The sequence below is a fragment of the Novosphingobium sp. Leaf2 genome, assembly GCF_001421325.1.
Taxonomy (GTDB): Bacteria; Pseudomonadota; Alphaproteobacteria; order Sphingomonadales; family Sphingomonadaceae; genus Novosphingobium.
In genome coordinates this window covers 100,747-117,772 of record NZ_LMJY01000016.1, presented here as the reverse complement: position 1 = coordinate 117,772, position 17,026 = coordinate 100,747, and the positions used below count along the sequence as shown (strand labels likewise).

General features: G+C 63.4%; 15 protein-coding genes, 1 tRNA gene and 1 pseudogene. 12 read left to right on the top strand and 5 right to left on the bottom strand.

Annotated elements, in window-relative coordinates:
* Positions 1-22: 22 nt before the first annotated feature.
* From ASE49_RS09930 to ASE49_RS09925, 3 genes are all read right to left on the bottom strand, one after another.
* Positions 23-2,857 (bottom strand): bifunctional diguanylate cyclase/phosphodiesterase, encoded by a 2,835-nt coding sequence (locus tag ASE49_RS09930; RefSeq protein WP_082456392.1) that lies wholly within the window; start codon positions 2,855-2,857, stop codon positions 23-25.
* Positions 2,858-2,993: 136 nt separating this feature from the next.
* Complete coding sequence (locus ASE49_RS18540; protein ID WP_200922009.1) at positions 2,994-3,167, bottom strand: hypothetical protein; 174 nt, start codon at positions 3,165-3,167, stop codon at positions 2,994-2,996.
* 31 nt (positions 3,168-3,198) lie between these two features.
* Complete coding sequence (locus tag ASE49_RS09925) at positions 3,199-4,791, bottom strand: isocitrate lyase (protein ID WP_056772291.1); 1,593 nt, start codon at positions 4,789-4,791, stop codon at positions 3,199-3,201.
* Between the two features lie 149 nt (positions 4,792-4,940).
* Between ASE49_RS09925 and ASE49_RS09920 the strand changes: the two genes are divergently transcribed.
* From ASE49_RS09920 to ASE49_RS09895, 6 genes are all read left to right on the top strand, one after another.
* On the top strand, positions 4,941-6,338 hold the full coding sequence (locus ASE49_RS09920) for a helix-turn-helix domain-containing protein (protein ID WP_056771334.1): 1,398 nt from the start codon (positions 4,941-4,943) through the stop codon (positions 6,336-6,338).
* A 116-nt stretch (positions 6,339-6,454) separates the two neighbouring features.
* On the top strand, positions 6,455-6,925 hold the full coding sequence (locus tag ASE49_RS09915) for a hypothetical protein (RefSeq protein WP_056771332.1): 471 nt from the start codon (positions 6,455-6,457) through the stop codon (positions 6,923-6,925).
* A gap of 439 nt (positions 6,926-7,364) precedes the next feature.
* Entirely contained in the window at positions 7,365-7,796 is a 432-nt protein-coding gene (locus ASE49_RS18720) for a TonB family protein (protein WP_235522925.1), read from the top strand.
* 105 nt (positions 7,797-7,901) lie between these two features.
* On the top strand, positions 7,902-8,945 hold the full coding sequence (locus ASE49_RS09905) for a mannose-1-phosphate guanylyltransferase (protein ID WP_056771327.1): 1,044 nt from the start codon (positions 7,902-7,904) through the stop codon (positions 8,943-8,945).
* A 25-nt stretch (positions 8,946-8,970) separates the two neighbouring features.
* Positions 8,971-9,792 (top strand): class I mannose-6-phosphate isomerase, encoded by an 822-nt coding sequence (locus ASE49_RS09900; protein WP_056771326.1) that lies wholly within the window; start codon positions 8,971-8,973, stop codon positions 9,790-9,792.
* 6 nt (positions 9,793-9,798) lie between these two features.
* Positions 9,799-10,251: a DUF2721 domain-containing protein gene (locus ASE49_RS09895; protein WP_235522924.1), complete on the top strand. Its 453-nt coding sequence runs from the start codon at positions 9,799-9,801 to the stop codon at positions 10,249-10,251.
* 3 nt (positions 10,252-10,254) lie between these two features.
* On the opposite strand, the gene ASE49_RS09890 is transcribed toward ASE49_RS09895, so the two are convergent.
* On the bottom strand, positions 10,255-12,015 hold the full coding sequence (locus tag ASE49_RS09890; RefSeq protein WP_056771323.1) for a fatty acyl-AMP ligase: 1,761 nt from the start codon (positions 12,013-12,015) through the stop codon (positions 10,255-10,257).
* Positions 12,016-12,171: 156 nt separating this feature from the next.
* Here ASE49_RS09890 and ASE49_RS09885 point away from each other — a divergent pair, with 156 nt between their 5' ends.
* The 4 genes from ASE49_RS09885 to ASE49_RS09870 are packed head-to-tail and all read left to right on the top strand — an operon-like array spanning position 12,172 to position 14,350.
* Positions 12,172-12,723: a regulatory protein RecX gene (locus ASE49_RS09885; protein WP_056771321.1), complete on the top strand. Its 552-nt coding sequence runs from the start codon at positions 12,172-12,174 to the stop codon at positions 12,721-12,723.
* The gene (locus ASE49_RS09880; protein WP_056771319.1) at positions 12,724-13,215 is read left to right on the top strand and encodes a DUF192 domain-containing protein; all 492 of its coding nucleotides are present in this window, start codon (positions 12,724-12,726) and stop codon (positions 13,213-13,215) included.
* A 60-nt stretch (positions 13,216-13,275) separates the two neighbouring features.
* The gene (locus tag ASE49_RS09875; protein ID WP_056771316.1) at positions 13,276-13,683 is read left to right on the top strand and encodes an NADH:ubiquinone oxidoreductase subunit NDUFA12; all 408 of its coding nucleotides are present in this window, start codon (positions 13,276-13,278) and stop codon (positions 13,681-13,683) included.
* Positions 13,625-14,350 carry a DUF2155 domain-containing protein gene (locus ASE49_RS09870; protein ID WP_235522923.1) on the top strand — a complete coding sequence of 242 codons (726 nt, stop codon included), beginning with the start codon at positions 13,625-13,627 and terminating at the stop codon, positions 14,348-14,350. The genes ASE49_RS09875 and ASE49_RS09870 overlap by 59 nt, the downstream gene beginning before the upstream one ends.
* 68 nt (positions 14,351-14,418) lie before the next feature.
* Here the strand turns inward: ASE49_RS09870 and aat are convergent.
* Positions 14,419-14,970: pseudogene (aat, locus tag ASE49_RS18715) on the bottom strand (leucyl/phenylalanyl-tRNA--protein transferase); the annotation flags it as partial.
* Positions 14,971-15,129: 159 nt separating this feature from the next.
* Here aat and ASE49_RS09860 point away from each other — a divergent pair.
* Positions 15,130-15,205 (top strand) — tRNA-Trp (locus tag ASE49_RS09860).
* Between the two features lie 210 nt (positions 15,206-15,415).
* Entirely contained in the window at positions 15,416-16,957 is a 1,542-nt protein-coding gene (locus tag ASE49_RS09855; protein ID WP_082456390.1) for a hypothetical protein, read from the top strand.
* Positions 16,958-17,026: the final 69 nt, after the last annotated feature.

Here is a 17,026-nt window from a genome sequence, read left to right as displayed (position 1 = left end):
GGGCGATGCTATCGGTGAGGCGTTAATTTTCCATGCTCGCCGGCAGCACTGCAAAACCGGGCGTCGGGTGTGTGCTATGGGGCGCTGCAGGGCGACCGAAATAGTACCCTTGGGCCTCGTCGCATCCTTCCGCGACCAGCAGGTCACGCTGGGCTTCGGTTTCGACGCCTTCAGCAAGCACCGGGATATCGAGGCTGCGGCCCAAGGCCAGAACCTCGCGAATGATGGCCACGGCCTGCGCGCTGGTTTCCGATCGCAGCAGAAAGGACCGGTCGATCTTGATCTTGTCGAACGGGAAAGACTGCAGCGTGTCGAGCGAGGAATATCCGGTACCAAAGTCATCGAGCGCCACGCTTACGCCCATTGCCTTGATCTGGCGCAGGCAGTGCAAGGCGCGAAGCTTGTCAGCAATGATCGCGGTTTCGGTAATCTCCAGTTCCAGCCGGCGCGGCGGTAGGCCAGTTTCCAGAAGGATCGTGCGGACCCTGTCGATCAGGTCCGGCTGCATAAACTGAACCGGAGACAAGTTGACCGCCACTTTTTCCTCGCCCGTCCAAGAACGGGCCTCAAGGCAGGCCTGTCGCAGCACCCATTCACCCAGCACGATGATCTCGCCGGTTTCCTCGGCAATGGGGATGAATTCGGCCGGCGATACCATGCCGCGCTGGGGATGCTGCCAGCGCACGAGCGCTTCGTAGCCAGACAATTCATCGGAATGCAGCGAACGTTGCGGCTGATACAGCACGCTCAATTCCCCGCGTTGCGCCGCATCGTGCAGGTCGCTTGCCAGAAGCCGCCGCTCGCGCGCGTTTTCGTCCATGCCGGGCTCGAAAAAGCACACTGTCTTGCCCAGCGTCGCCTTGGCACGATACATCGCCAGATCGGCATTGTTCAGCAGCGCCTCGCGTTCCAGTCCATCCTGTGGGTAGATCGCAACGCCCAGGCTGGCGCCCACGACCAAAGGCTGCCTGGCGTCCGCCACGGGGGTGGTTATGCATGCTTCGATGCGGGTCAGCAGATCGTCCAACTGGCTGAACGTGCAGAAACGCACGGCAGCGGCGAACTCATCCCCGCCGAGCCGCGCGATCGCCTCGCCAGGCTTCATGCCCGTCATAAATCGGCTGGCCAGCGTTTGCAGCAGATAGTCGCCCGAAGCATGGCCGAAGGTATCGTTTATCTCCTTGAAGCGGTTGAGATCGATGGCGATCACCGCAACGTTGTTTCCCCCTTGCGTTTCCTCCTGGGCGGCTAGCTCCATCATCGTGTCCAGCGACTGGTAGAAATGATTGCGGTTCGGCAGGCCCGTCAGCGCGTCATGCATGGCCATGTGCGCGATCCGTGCCTCGCTGCGGCGCTGCAACGTGATATCGTCGAATACCGTGATCCACCCGCCGCCGGGCACTGCCCGGTTGGTGACGGATACGATAAGGTTTTCACGCGCTTCCACGGTGTAGGACGGACTGTCATCCGTCTGCATCGCGTGCCTGACTGTATCGCGGATGAAACCCAGCGTCTCTGCCATTGGCGCTTCGCTGGGAAATATCCCTTTCCAAACCATCTCCTCAAGCGTCAGTCCGAGTGGGCAAGTTTCAGGCGCCACGGACCAGATGCGGAAAAATGCGCGGTTCGCCAGCACGAGTCGCTCGTCCGCGTCGAACATGCACAGGCCCTGATGCATGTGTTCGATCGCGGTATCGAACTGCTGCGTCTTTTCGGCCAAGGCGTCTTGTGCGGTCTTGATGCGTGTGATGTCGCGGGTAATTAACGAATAGCCGATCGGCGTCTCGTTTTCGTCGTACAGTTTTTCGACGGTGCCCTGCGCCCAGAAGGTTGAGCCGTCACGGCGCTGGCACAGCCACTCGCCTTTGCCGATACCATGCTCGTCCGCTTCTTGGAGGGCACGGGCAGGGCGCCCGTCCGCACGATCCTGCGGCGTGAAGAAATGCGCGAACGGCAGGCGGGCCGCTTCGTCGGCATCGTAGCCCGTGAGCGTCAGTCCACCCGCGTTCCATTGCGCAACGCGGCCATGGTTGTCGAGCATGCAAATCGCGCTGTCGGACGTGCCGCGCAACAGTTGCGCGAACTGGCGGCTGTTGAGTTGTTGCGCGCGATGTGCGCGGCGGCGCAGATAATGCGCAGTGGCACCGGCGATGATTACAGACCCGCAACCGATACATATCCATAAAGCCAGCGTGCTTTGTGACATCGGTATTCCAGGTTCGTTGATGCGTGAGGGCGTCAGCGATAGCGCGGCAGTGCCGGTAAAATGCAGCACCAAGATTGCGGTACAGATCAGGGCAGCGCCAGCGGCAACCGAAACCGAGGCGCGTTTGCATTTCGTCAGCATAAACGCTGCGTGGAACAGGGGAGCGGGAAATAGGACCGATGCAACAATCAGGTGCCAGTCGCCGTGCAATAGAGCCGGCACGTCCATCGCTGCCATGCCTACATAGTGCATTGCGGCGAGCCGAGCTGACAATAGCGCACCAGCCAAAAGGTTTCCAACTCGGCCAGAGGTTTGCAGGGAAAACCACAGCGCAGCCTGGCTGCCAAAAACGCCTATGAGCAGCGACGCTATGGTCTTCGGTGTTGAAAAACCTGCCACATACCCGCTGTCATAACCCAGCAGGATGAGGAAATGCGCAGCCCATCCGCCAAATCCGAGCATCGAGCCGGCCAGCAACCCCCATCGCCAGCGCTGAGCCCGAGGCATGCCTAAAGCATGACGGACCTGGGTCAGCGCCATGCTGGTCGTCATCACGCACACCACGGCGGCCAGCAGGACCATGCCGGGCTGATGGCGGTCCTGCGCACATGCGACGACCTGCAGGAAATGATCGATGCCAGACGAGCCCATCGCTCGGCATTAATGGAACGTCATTTATGCCAACTGATCGCTGGACTGCGGACAAATACTGTAGCGGCGCCCGAATGCGACCGGGCCGCCGCAACGCGTGCGACGGCCCGGCTTTCCTCCCCAGGAAAGGTCTTTTCTATCTGCGCCCGGCACTGCTGAGGCGATGATGGAGGTTCACGTATTTCGAGGTTGCCGGATCGTCTTCATGCGCCTTGATGTAAAAGACCACGGCCTCCTGCAGCAGTTTGAAGTCCTGGTTCGAAAGCACTGCGCGCGCGCGCGCCGGCTCTGCGGAAACGGTAGCGGTCATCGGTGATCCTTTCTTGGCAAGCAGCCGCGCGTCAGGCGGCGAACTGGTTCATGGTGTTGTGCGCGCCGCCGGCCTTGAGCGCCGCTTCGCCGGCAAAGTATTCCTTGTGATCGTCGCCAAGGTCGGAGCCGGCCATGTTCTGGTGCCTGACGCAGGCGATACCCTGCCGGATCTCCTGGCGCTGCACGCCCTTCACGTAGCCCAGCATCCCGGCATCCCCGAAGTATTCGCGCGCAAGATTGTCGGTCGACAGCGCGGCGGTATGATACGTTGGCAGCGTTATCAGGTGGTGGAAAATGCCGGCCTCGCGGGCCGAATCACGCTGGAAGGTGCGGATGCGTTCGTCCGCCTCGTCCGCCAGCGGCGTACCGTCATACTCCACGCTCATCAGCCGGGCCCGGTCGTATGCCGATACATCCTTGCCGTCCGCCGCCCAGGTATCGAAAACCTGCTGGCGAAAGTTCAGCGTCCAGTTGAAGCTGGGTGAATTGTTGTAGACCAGCTTGGCGTTCGGGATCACCTCGCGGATGCGCCGCACCATGCTGCCGATCTGGCCGATATGGGGCTTTTCGGTTTCAATCCACAGCAAGTCCGCGCCGTTCTGCAGTGCATGGATGCAGTCAAGCACGCAGCGATCCTCGCCGGTTCCGGGGCGGAACTGGAACAGATTGCTGGGCAGACGCTTGGGCCGGACCAGCGCGCCGTCGCGGCTCAGCAGAACGTCGCCGTGGCCAAGGCGCGTTGCATCGACTGCCTCGCAGTCGAGAAAGCCGTTGTACAAATCGCCGATGTCGCCCGTCGTGCGGGTGAAGGCGATCTGCTTGGTAAGGCCCGCACCCAGCGAGTCCGTGCGGGCGACGATAATGCCATCGTCCACGCCCAGTTCCATGAAGGCGTAGCGGACGGCGCGGATCTTGGCGATGAAGTCCTCATGCGGGACAGTGACCTTGCCGTCCTGGTGGCCGCACTGCTTTTCATCGGAAACCTGGTTTTCGATCTGGATGCAGCATGCGCCCGCCTCGATGAACTTGCGCGCCAGCAGGTATGTCGCCTCCGCGTTGCCGAACCCGGCGTCGATGTCGGCAATGATCGGCACCACGTGCGTTTCATAAGTGTCGATCGCGTGTTCGATGCGCTTGGCTTCCAGCGCGTCACCGGCATCGTGTGCTGCGTCGAGATCGCGGAACAGCATGCCCAGTTCGCGTGCATCTGCCTGGCGCAGGAACGTGTAAAGTTCTTCGATAAGCGCCGACACACTGGTCTTTTCGTGCATCGACTGATCGGGCAGGGGGCCAAAATCACTGCGCAGCGCTGCGACCATCCAGCCCGACAGATACAGATACCGGCCCTTCGTGGTGCCAAAGTGCTTCTTGATGCTGATCATCTTCTGCTGGCCGATGAACCCGTGCCAGCAGCCGAGGGACTGGGTGTAATTCGCCGGATCCGCATCGTAAGCGGCCATGTCCGCCCGCATGATCGCGGCGGTATAGCGGGCAATGTCGAGCCCGGTGCGGAAGCGGTTCTGCAGGCGCATGCGAGCCACGGATTGGGGTTCGATCCCGTCCCAATGGCTTTGCGCGCCGATGGTCTGGTTAGCTTCGGTGATCTTGCTCTGGTACGTCACGGCTTCAGTTTCCTTCATCGGGCCGGGCGGCTTGGATGACCTGTCGGTAACCGCAGCGGATGGATGGCAAAACCCGGCGCGAAGTACGCTTGTCAAACTTGACAGAACTTGCTTGTAAAGTTGTGTGACTGTGACAAGATGCTCGTGTCATGGCCGAAAACCGTCCCCTGTATCTTGGTCCGCGCCTGCGCCGTCTGCGCCGCGAACTGGGCCTCACGCAGCAGGCGATGGCGCATGACCTTGAAATCTCGCCAAGCTACGTCGCGCTGCTAGAGCGCAACCAACGCCCGGTCACCGCAGACATGCTGCTACGCCTGGCGCGCACGTATCGCCTCGACATCGCGGAAATCGCGGGTGACGAGGGTGAGGGCTATGCCCGGCGCCTGACGGACGTTCTGCGCGACCCGTTGTTTTCTGATATCGATCTGCCCCGGCTGGAAGTGGCCGACCTTGCCACCAGCTTCCCGGGCATCTCCGACGCTCTACTGCGCCTGCATCAGGCCTATGTCCGCGAAGCCCAGGCCTTGGCAGAGCAGCGCGTGGCAGGGCCGCTGGCGCAAGACAACGAACCTGTGCAGGAGGTGCAGCGCTTTCTGGCTGCCAACCGCAACTACTTTCACGACCTCGATACGGCGGCGGAAAGTCTGGCCGCGGAGATCGCGCAAGCCGGTGGCGGCACCGCATGGCTGGCGGCCAAAGGGGTGCGGGTGCGCTTGCTTCCGCCGGACGTCCTAGTCGATTCGCTGCGCCGGTTCGATCGCCACAACCAGCAACTGCTGATCGCCGATACGCTGCCCGCAGCCAGCCGGTCTTTCCAGATCGCCACGCATATCGCGCACACTGCGCTGCGAAGCCAGATCAAGCAGGCGATCCGCGTTCAGGGGTTCTCCAGCCCCACCACGGCTACGCTGCTGCTGCGCGCGCTCGCCGGGTATTGCGCCGGGGCGATCGTCATGCCCTACGCCCAGTTCGCGCGGGCGGCACAACAACGCGGGTATGATATCGACGCCCTGTGCGCGCTGTTCGGTGCCAGTTTCGAGCAAGTGGCCCATCGGCTGACGACCTTGCAGCGACCGGGTGAGGAAGGTGTGGGCTTTTTCTTCATCCGGGTTGATGAAGCCGGCAACGTATCGAAGCGGCTGGACGGTGCGGGCTTTCCGTTTGCGGCGCATGGCGGTGGTTGTCCGCTATGGAGTGTGCACCAGGTTTTTCGCTGCCCCGGTGAGATCATGACCCAGTGGTTGGAACTGCCGGGGGGTGAGCGGTTTTTCTCGATCGCGCGCACGGTGGTCAGCGGACAGACGGCCTACGGCGGGCGCAGGATATTACGCGCCGTCGCCCTGGCTTGCGCCGCACAGCAGGCAGACCGCGTGATCTATGCCGGGAACGGAGAGCCAGCCGCTGCCAGCGTAACGCCGATCGGGGTTACCTGCCGTCTGTGCCAGCGGGCGCAGTGCACCGCCCGGTCGCTTCCACCTATCGGCAGAGACGTGATGGCGGACGAATACCGGCGTGCAGCACAACCCTATATTTTCGCGGAAAGCTGAACGTCTGTCGGCAGGTAGGGGCTTGTGCAGGATAGGCAGCCGGAACGGTTTGTCGTTTCGATACCTTTTATCTTCGTTCTCGAAGAAACATTCGAGCGATGTGAGAAGGATAGTACATGAAAAAGGCAATGATGCTTGCCGCGGTTGCGGCACTGGCTCTGCCGTTTGCAGTGCAGGCGCAAGATAGCATAGGCGGCACTGGAACCACCACCGGGACCGGAACCACGACCAGCGGGACGGGCACGGGCACGACGACCGGTTCGTCCACCACAGGGTCCGGCACCATTGACGGAACATCGTCCTCGACCGGAACCGGGATGCGCCATCATAACAGCATGAAGAACAAGTCTATGCGCGGCTCCAAGTCATCCAGCGGCACAGTGACCGGAAGCACCTCGACGCACGGCACCGATGACACCACCCCCTCGAAACCTGCCTCGCCGAGCGATGATGGCGGCGCAAGCCTTGGCCCGTCGGGCTCAATGGGCAATCCGGCGGGGGCGCCGGGCTCGACCATGCCGGGCAACCAGTCCGGCACCGGGCTGAACAGCACTCCCGGCGGCGGCACCGCAGGCACTACGCCGTGATCCCTATCACCTTTGATAAGGGGTGACTGTGAGAACCCGGGATGTCTCTTGGGCATCTCGGGTTTTTGCGTTCACAGTCTAGTCGCCGCGTTCCGCATACTTGCTAGAGCCTTGGCGACCATGTCATGCCGAATTCATGCTTTTTGCGCGTTTTTCCCCTGCCCGTAAGCCGCAATGGAGGATCGCCGCTATTGTGCTGCTGCTTCACGTGGCTGCGATTTTGGCGCTCATTCGCGCGTTCACGCCGGATTTGCTGGATCGTGTGAGCCGGGCCATGACGAGCGTTGCTTTTACAACCCAGCGTCCGTCTCCTGCACCACCTAGTCCAGCGTCGACAATCCGGAAGCCCAAGGCAGCTCTGGCTAGCGGCTCAGCCGCACCAGCAGGGCGCAAAGATGCGACCGCCGAGAAGGCTACTGCCGCCGCGCCACAACCCCTGATGACCACCCCTGTCGCGCCGCGTGCAGATGCAGGGCACGCCGATACCGCCGGCGGCGCTGGCACGATCGGCACAGGCAGTGGGGCGGTGGGGGAAGGCCACGGGACCGGCGCGGGCTTGGGCGGGGATGGACCGGGTGCCGGTGGCGGCGCGGCGCCGACCGTAAAGATCGCGGGTGATATCAACGCCGCCAGCGATTACCCCCGCTCCGGCCGAGCACGGCGCGCCGGCGCGTCGGTGATCATCGACCTGACAGTTGGCCCGGACGGCCGCGTGGACAACTGCCGCGTTGTCCAGCCAAGCCCTGACCCGGAGGCAGATGCCATTACCTGCAGGCTGGCGACGCAGCGCTTTATCTTCCGCCCGGCGCGCGGCCCTTCCGGAGAGCCGGTGCGCGCCATATATCGCTGGCGGCAACGATGGTTTTCGTGATGTATTTCTTGAAGGCCCTGCCGTTGCATTGCAGCAAAGCGCAGCTATGACAGTTACACATCCGTCTGCCTCTGGCGGGCCGGACCGTTCGAGCGAAAGATATTCATGCCAACTATTGTCCCGGTGATTTTGTGCGGCGGCAGCGGCACCCGCCTTTGGCCGCGCAGCCGTGCCGACAAGCCCAAGCCGTTTCTCCCGCTCGTGGGCGATTCAACCCTTTTCGAAGCGGCCCTGCGGCGCTGCCCCGCTGATGGCGGGTTCGCACCGCCTGTCGTCGTGACCGGAACCAAGCACCTCGATCATGTCGAGGCGCAGCTTGGCGACATCGCCGGTGCGCAAGTCATCGTCGAGCCCGCTGCACGCAACACCGCCGCCGCTATTGCCTTGGCGGCGTATCGCCTGCCCGAGGACGCGGTAATGCTGGTGTGCCCCAGCGATCACCACATCGGCAATGCGGACGCGTTTGCTGCCGCCGCGTGCGCCGCCGCCGATCTGGCAGAGGAAGGCTGGCTGGTATCGTTCGGGATCGAGGCTACCGCGCCCGAAACCGGTTTTGGCTATCTCAAGCGTGGTGAACCGATCTCCGATACTGGCTTTCGTACCGCCCAGTTCGTTGAAAAGCCGGATATCGAGCGCGCCAAGGCATTTCTGGCCGAAGGGATATATGCCTGGAATGGTGGCATTTTCGCGTTCAGGGTGAAGGATTTCCTGGCCGAATTGTCCGCACATCGCCCGCAGATTGCTGCCGGGGTAGCCAAGGCGGTTGAACAGGGCCGGGTCGATGGTCAGCGGTTCCATCCCGATGCAGCGATCTTCGGCGCGGTCCCCAGCGATTCGGTGGACTACGCGGTGATGGAAAATACCACCCGCGCCGCCATGGTGCCCGCTGACATGAACTGGTCCGACATCGGCAACTGGCACGCCTTGCACGAAGCGCTTGAGCGCGATGCAAACGGTAACTCGATCCGCGGTAAGGGCGAGGTCGAGATGGTCGATTGCCGCAATGTGCTGGTGGACACTGACGGTCCGCGTGTCTCGGTGGTCGGGGTGGAGGACGTGATCGTCGTGGTCGATGGGAACGACATCATGATCACGACCGTTTCGGGCGTGCAGAAGGTTGGCAAGCTGTCGGGCGCAGTGAACCAGTGACCGCGCGTCCAAAGGAAATTTGCAGATGACCGCCATATTGCCGATCCGTGAGGTAGAAAAGCCCTGGGGCGTGGATACGCTGCCCAAGCCGTTCACCGCGAAGGAAGGCGAGCGGATCGGCGAAATCTGGTTCGAGCCGCCCAAGGCGCTTCCCGGTTTGCTGGTGAAATACATATTCACCAGCGAGGCGCTGTCCGTGCAGGTCCACCCGACCGATGCGCAGACCATGGCCAAGGGGCTAGGCCGGCAAGGCAAGGAAGAGTGCTGGCTCATCGTCGCAGCCGAGCCCGACGCCAAGCTGGGGATCGGCTTCGACAAGACCATTTCCCCAGACGAAATGCGCGCCGCCGCGCTCGACGGCTCCATCGAAAAGCTGATGACGTGGTTCACGGTGAAGCCCGGTGATTTCTTTTACATTCCGGCCAACACCGTCCACGCTATCGGGGCCGGGGTCAGCCTGATCGAAACGCAGCAGAACAGCGATATCACCTATCGCCTGTACGATTACGGGCGTGGCCGCGAACTGCATCTGGACGATGGCATGGCAGTCGCCAAGGGCGAGCCTTATGCGCAGGATCGCTGGCACACGCACGTGGACACGCAGGAAACCAAGACTCTGGTGGATGGGCCGCTGTTCCTGCTCGATCACGTGGCCGGCCAGCCGCCGGAGCATATCGCCGCGCGCTACACGGGTGGCTTGCTGGTGATCCCGCGCGAAGGCACCGTCACGGTTTCGGGCGAGCCCGTCGCGCCGGGCAGTTGTGCGCTCGCACCTTCACTATCCGCCGTTCATTTTGCTGACGATGCCGTCTGCCTGATCGCAGTGGCCTGTTCTGACGAGACCTGACCGTCCATGAAGGGCGACATGATCGTCCAGACCATTCAACTCGCCCTGACGCCGGTGTTCGTGCTGGTTGCGATTGGCAATATCCTGAACATCCTGTCGTCACGGCTGGGGCGCGTGGTGGATCGTGCACGCACGTTGCAGGATCGCCATCCTGCCACCGAGGGACCGGAACACGACATGATCGTGAGCGAGCTGCGGTTGGTGCATCAGCGCATGACGCTGATCACCAAGGCCGTGCGCATGATGGTGTTGTCAGGCCTGGCGATCGGCGTGACTGTGGCGATCCTGTTCCTGTCCGGGCTGGGCGGCTTCGACTGGCATCTGGCCGCCGCCCTGACATTTCTTGCCGCGATCTTGCTGCTGCTGATCGCTATGGTACTGTTCCTGCGCGAAACACAGGTTGCCGCCGAAGCCCTGCGCATTCCCACCGATTACCTCGAACTGCACCGCAAGATCTGATGGTTAAGCCGCCAGGTTGAAAGGCTCGATCTCACCGGACAGGTAGAGCTTCTTGGCCTTCGCCCGGCTCAGCTTGCCCGAGCTGGTGCGCGGCAGACTCTTGGGCGGGATCAGTTCCACCACGCAGTTCATGCCGGTGATCGAACGCACCTTGTCGCGGATCAGATCGCGCAGTTCGAGGCGCTTTTCCGGGTCGGAGACGCGGCAATGGACCAGCACCGCCGGGGTTTCCTCGCCGTTGTCCATCTCCACCGAGAACGCGGCGATATCGCCGTGGTTGAACCCGGGCAGCTGTTCCACTGCCCATTCGATATCCTGCGGCCAGTGGTTCTTGCCGTTGATGATGATCATGTCCTTGGCCCGGCCGACGATGAACAGGTAGCCGTTCGCCATGTAGCCCATGTCCCCGGTGTCCAGCCAGCCATCGACGAGGCAGGCAGCGGTCGCTTCCGGATCGCGGAAGTACGAGTGCATGACCGAGGTGCCGCGGCACCATACTTTGCCGATCTTGTGATCGCTGAGCGTATCGCCGTTTTCGCCGCGGATCACCACTTCCATGTCACGCACGGGCTTTCCGCAGTTGACGATGGCGCGGTAGCGGGCCGGGCGCGAAAGATCGCGGGGGCTACCCGACAAGCGCTCCTCCTCGACCAGTTCAACGCGGATGCCTTCGCCCGGCGGCATGATGGTGACGGCCAGCGTCGCTTCGGCAAGGCCGTAGCTGGGCAGGAACGCGCTCGCCTTGAAGCCGGCATCGGCAAAGGCGTTGACGAAGCTTTGCATGACATCGGGCCGGATCATGTCCGCGCCGTTGCCCGCCAGCCGCCAGCGCGACAGGTCGAACCGGTCGGCGACCGAGGTCTGGCTGGAAATGCGGCGCGCGCAGATATCGTAGCCGAACGTGGGCGAGTACGATGCCGACGTGCCGGGATTGCGCGAGATCAGGTCAAGCCAGGCGAGGGGGCGGCGCGCGAAATCCTCGGTCTTGAGGTAATCGCCGGAGATCTGGTTGGCGATGAGCGACAGGAAGCAGCCCACCAGGCCCATGTCGTGATACCAGGGCAGCCACGAAATGCATCGATCGCTCGGCTGCACCTGCATGCCGTGGCTATGGCTGGCAAGGTTCGAGAGCAGCGAGCGATGCGTCACGGCGACGCCATGCGGGAAACGGGTGGAGCCGCTGGAATACTGCAGATAGCAGATGTCGTCCGGGCTGGCGGGTGGCAGGTCCACCACTGGCGCATCGCCTGCCGCAAAGTCCGCCCAGGTGGCATGGGCACACCCTTGGCGCTCTGCCGCAGCCTGCGTCATCGTGGCGATCTCGTCGGGCCCGACAAGCAACACCGGATCGGAGCTGGCAAGTTGCACGCCCAACTGCTCGATGTAATTGCCCTTGCCGCCAAAGCTGGTCGGCAGCGGCAGCGGCACCGGCCAGGCGCCGGCATAGATCGCCCCGCAGAACAGCGCGGCGAAATCGGTGCCGGTTTCGGCGATCAGAGCGACGCGGTCGCCTTTGGCGACACCGCGCGCGATCAGCGCATATGCGGCCTTGAGCGCATCTTCGCGCAGTTCGGAAAACGGATAGACGCGGGTCAGCGTGCCGCGTGGATCGTGAAAATTGAAACCGCGCTGGCCGCGCGCAGCATAATCGAGCGCATCGCCGAACGTGGGAAAGTCGGCAAAGATGCGCTCCAGCGTATCTTCGTTGGGGGTAGGGACCAGTGTCCGGTCCGTGTTCGGCACCAAGTGGATGGTGTCGGTCATATGTTCTAGCCCGTTGCTGTTATACCATAACATCGTAAAATCAGGCGCTTACCTGCCGGGGCGACCCGCCTGCAGCCGCCACACTTTCCTGGCACGTCCCCAGCGGTTTCGCGCACTCTCCCCAATCCGATCCGAGTGTGGCACGAATAGGGCAGCATGTCGGACAAGCGTCGCAATCGCCCGGAAGGGCCACCGCCTATCAGCCCGTCGCGCCTGGAGGAACTGGCGCTGGCCTATGTCGCGCGCTTCGCCACGACGCAAGCCAAGTTGCGCACGTATCTGCAGCGCAAGCTGCGCGAACGCGGCTGGGGCGGCGAGGGCGCGCCACCGATCGACGATCTTGTCGAACGCTATGTCACGCTTGGCTATGTCGATGACGCATCGTGGGCGCGTATGAAAACCGGCAGCCTGCTGCGGCGCGGGTATGGCGCGCGCCGGGTGGGCGTGGCGCTGGGGCAGGCCGGGGTGGCCCAAGACCTTCAGGTTCGCCCGGCGCAGGGCGAACAGCGCCGCGCCGCGCTGGTGCTGGCGCGGCGGCGGCGGCTTGGCCCGTTCGCGTTGCAGCCACTGGATCGCCCGCTGCGCGAAAAGCATATCGCGGCGATGCTGCGGGCCGGCCACCCGCTCGACATCGCCCGCAGGATCGTCGAGAGCGATGACGCCGACGCGCTCGAAGAATGGGCCGAGTCGGATTTCGGAGACACCTGAATGCGTTTGACCCGCAGTTCGTTCGCCGCCGCTTTCCTGCTGGCCTTCGCCGCCTGTTCGCAAGGCGGCACGGACGCCACCGCCAAGCCTTCCGCCACCCAGCCCGCCGTGCATCCGATATCCGGGCTGCCGATCGTGCCGCTCACCGTCAAGACGGCGAAGGGCAAGCACGTCTTCCGGGTCGAAGTGGCGAAAACCTTTGCGCAACAGGAAAAGGGCCTGATGTTCCGCACCGCGATGGGTCCGAACGAGGGCATGATCTTCCCTGAGGAAACCCCGCGTCGCGCCGCCTTCTGGATGCGCAACACGGTGATTCCGCTCGACATCATCTTCATTGGCACCGACCACCGCATCCTCAACATCGCGGCAAACGCGGTGCCCTACGATGAAACGCCGCTGCCGTCGGCGGGGGTGGCTTCGGGCGTGCTGGAGCTCAACGGCGGGCGCGCGGCGCAGTTGGGCATCGAGGCGGGAGATCTGGTGACATGGTAAGCGCCGGTTGCCCACGTTACGCCTTGCCTTCGGGTGGCAGGAAAGGCTAACGCGCGGGCCATGGGAATCCTGTCCAATATCTTCACCTGGTGGGACGGCGCCACCATTGGCACCTCGCTCTGGAGCAGGCGCAACGGCGCGCATGTCGGCACCGACGTGTACGGCAACATGTATTTCCGCTCCAAAAGCGCGAAGGTCAGGACGACCGAGGGGTATGAGCGCCGCTGGGTGATCTACAACGGCGCCAACGATGCCAGCAAAGTGCCGGCCGAATGGCACGGGTGGCTGCACCACCAGTATGACGGCGTGCCGGAAAGTCACCTGCCGCCGCCGCGCATCTGGGAAGTGGACTACACCCCCAACGCCACCGGCACCGGCGAGGCGTATCGCCCGCAAGGCGCGCTGGAGCGTGGCGGTCGACGCGCGGCTGCTACCGGCGATTACGAAGCCTGGTCGCCGGAAGCCTGAGGGCGGGCCGGTGGTTCGCCTGAGGGTATGGACGGCGCTGCTGGTGCTGTCGGCTCTGGCCGGCTGCAAGGGCGAACCTGCGCCCGAAACGCAGGACACCGGCGTTCCCGATGCCATCGCCGGGATGCAGGCGGGGCCAGCACAGGTTGCGCGCGGCGCGCAGATCGGCACGCCCAACAAGGATCGCGTGGCCACGCTGGGCGTGCTCAACAAGCGCAACAACCTGACGCAGAACCTGGTGATGAAGCCCGGCGAATCGCGCCGCATCGGCAATCTGGTGGTGAAGCTTTCGACCTGCGAAAAAACGCTGCCGTGGGAGCATCCGCAGGAAGAAGGCGCATTCGTGCAGGTCTTCGTCGAAGAACGGCGCAGCACTGCGGAAAAGCTGGCGTGGCACAAGGTGTTTTCCGGCTGGCTGTTCAAGAACAACCCCGCCGCTAACGTCGTCGAACACCCGGTTTACGACGTGTGGGTCAAGTCCTGCGCGATGAGTTTTCCGGGTGAGGAAGCCAGCCCGCAGGATGCGGCGTCTGACAGCAGTGCGCGAAAGGCTTCGGGCAGCGGCAAAAGCCCTGAGCCGGCTGCATCGCCATCCGTATCGGCCTCGCCGTCTGCCGCGCCGGCCCCGGCGGCTCCAGAACCTGCTGATGCGCCTGCCGCCCAGTGATGTGACGCGCTGGCCAACCCGGCACGTGCATTCTCGGCCTCGGTCCCCGGCGTGTCCTGCGCCGCCTGCAGCAGCTTGAGGTAGCGTTTCTGCGGAATTTCCACCGCGCCGAGCGAGGCGAGGTGGGGGGTCATGAACTGGCAGTCCAGCAGCATCGCGCCGCCACGGCGCAAGCTGGCGACCAACCAAGCCAGCGCCACCTTGGACGCATCGCTGACGGTGGAGAACATCGATTCGCCGCAAAATGCCCGGTCGAAGCCGACGCCGTAAAGCCCGCCGACAAGGGCGTCTTGCTGCCACACTTCGATGGAGTGCGCATGGCCCAGGCTGTGCAGGTTTTCGTAGCTAGCCTGAATGCGATGGCTGATCCAGCTGCCGCCGGTTTCCTCATCATCGCCAGCGCGCACGCGGCGCGGCGCGGCGCAGGCATCCATGACCTGCGAGAACGCCCGGTTGCAGGTCACCGTGAAATGTCCGCGCCGCAGCGTGCGGGCCAGCGAGTGAGAGACGCGCAAGCCGTTCAGGGGCAGGATGGCGCGCAGGCGAGGCTCTATCCAGAAGATTTCCGGGTCCTCGCGGTCATCCGCCATCGGGAATATCCCGCTGCGGTACGCCAGCATCAGCAGTTCTGATGCGATGGGAGATGTGGATTGCCGGCCCTGCACGGTGCGTGTCCTAGCAGAAGCGCGTTGCCAGCGGTATCGCGGCTTTTGCGCAAAGGAGGCGCATTTCGCTTCTTGTAATCGGCCGCATCTGCCTTTAGAGGCCGCGCAGCCCGCAGGAGTGTAGCTCAGTTGGTAGAGCATCGGTCTCCAAAACCGAGGGCCCACGGTTCGAGTCCGTGCACTCCTGCCAGCGTCCTTTCCAGACATCGCGATGCTATAAGCCTGGCGTCAGCCGCCCGGACTCGAAGCGGCTTGCGACCGGCCGCTGGCGGCGATAGCGTTGCCCGGCTTGTCAATCGCGGTATCCGCTTTAGGACAGCGCGTCCGGCGAATCGGATGCACGGCCAAGGCCCGGCCTGCCGGTTCGCATCGCGCACATCGGGGAAAGATCCAGTCTTACATGCATGCCAGCGCGCACTCTGAACCAGATACGGGCGCTCCGGATGCCGCGCTGTCGCCGCGCAAGCGCGAAAGCTATCTGAGGATCCGCCACGAAGCGGTGTGGATGGGCTTTGTCCTGTCCTGCCTGGCGATGTTGCCTGCGATCGTCGCCTGGACCCCGCAGATGACGGACTATCCCTCGCATCTGGCGGGTTACAAGGTCATGCTGGACCATGGGCACGACCCGTTTCTGACCCGCTATTTCCTGTTCAAGTGGGAATGGACCGGCAACCTTGGCGCCGAATTGCTGATGGTGCCGCTCACCCCGATATTCGGGCTGGAAGAAGCCGGGCGGTTGATCGTGGCGATGATCCCGTTCCTTACCGGCATGGCGATCATGGCGGTGGAATGGAGCCTGCGCAAGCGCGTGGGAGTGGGCGCACTGCTGGCCTTTGCGATGATCTGGTCACCCTCGCTGCTGATGGGCTTTCTGAACTACTCCCTATCGCTCGCCTTCGCGCTGCTGGCGTTTGCGGCGTGGGTGCGGCTGGAGAACTGGCGCTGGCGTTGGGCGGTGATGATCCCCGCCGGTTTCGTGGTGTGGATCTGCCATGTGTCCGGCTGGGGCGTAATGGGCGTGCTGGTTTTCGGATACGAATGGTCCAAACGCGCCAGCTGGCGGGACTGGCGGCCTTTCGTGAAGCCATGGCCGCTGATCTTCCCGCTTATTCCGATGCTGCTGGGCATGGGTGCCAACGGGAAGGTGTCCTACGGTCGTTACGGCGTCTTCGAATACAAGTGGACGATCCTTTACAAGGCCATGCGTAGCTACGATCAGGTGTTCGACGTGACCAGCCTGTGCGTCGTGCTGGCGGTCGTGCTGGCGGCATTGGTGCTGCGCAAGTTCGATGGCCGGGTAGGGTGGGCCGCGATCATCCTGTTCCTCTTGACGCTTCTCGTCCCGCGCCAGATTTTCGGCGGCGATTATGCCGATTACCGGCTGAGCACGGCAGCGCTGCTGGTGGCATGCCTGGCGATCGACTGGGCGGTCCCGCGCTGGGGCCTGGCGCTGGCCGGGCTGCTGTTCACCGCGCGCATCGCGGTCACCACCACGGTCTGGTATCAGGATGCGCAGACCGCGCGCCAACTGATCGGCGCGCTGGACTACGTGCCCGAAGGCGCGCGGGTGGCAACCGCCGTGGCGATTCCGCGGGCGCAGTGGCTGTTCGGCCCGTTCGAACATTTCGGCAGCTTCGCGGTCGTGCGGCGCAGTGCGATGGAAAATTCCAACTTCGCGCTGCCCGATGTGCACATGCTGTCCATGCGTGAAACCCGCTACCGTTTCAACGACCCCACGCAGCGAATCCTCTATTCCCCACAGCAGCGCATTGACCTTCGCAAGTTCAAGCCCGCGCGCCATGCGGATTACTTGTGGTACATCGGCACGCGCCGGCCCGTCGCCATTCCGGATGGCGCGCGGATCGTCTACGCGACCCCCAACTCGTTCCTTGCGCGGCTGCCCGATGCGGTGGATCTTGCAAATCCTGCAGACGGAAGCTAAATCGCCACTTCTTTCCGACAAGCGGACCTCACTTGCTCCTCCCGGCCCTGGCCGGGGCGGCGATGGCCC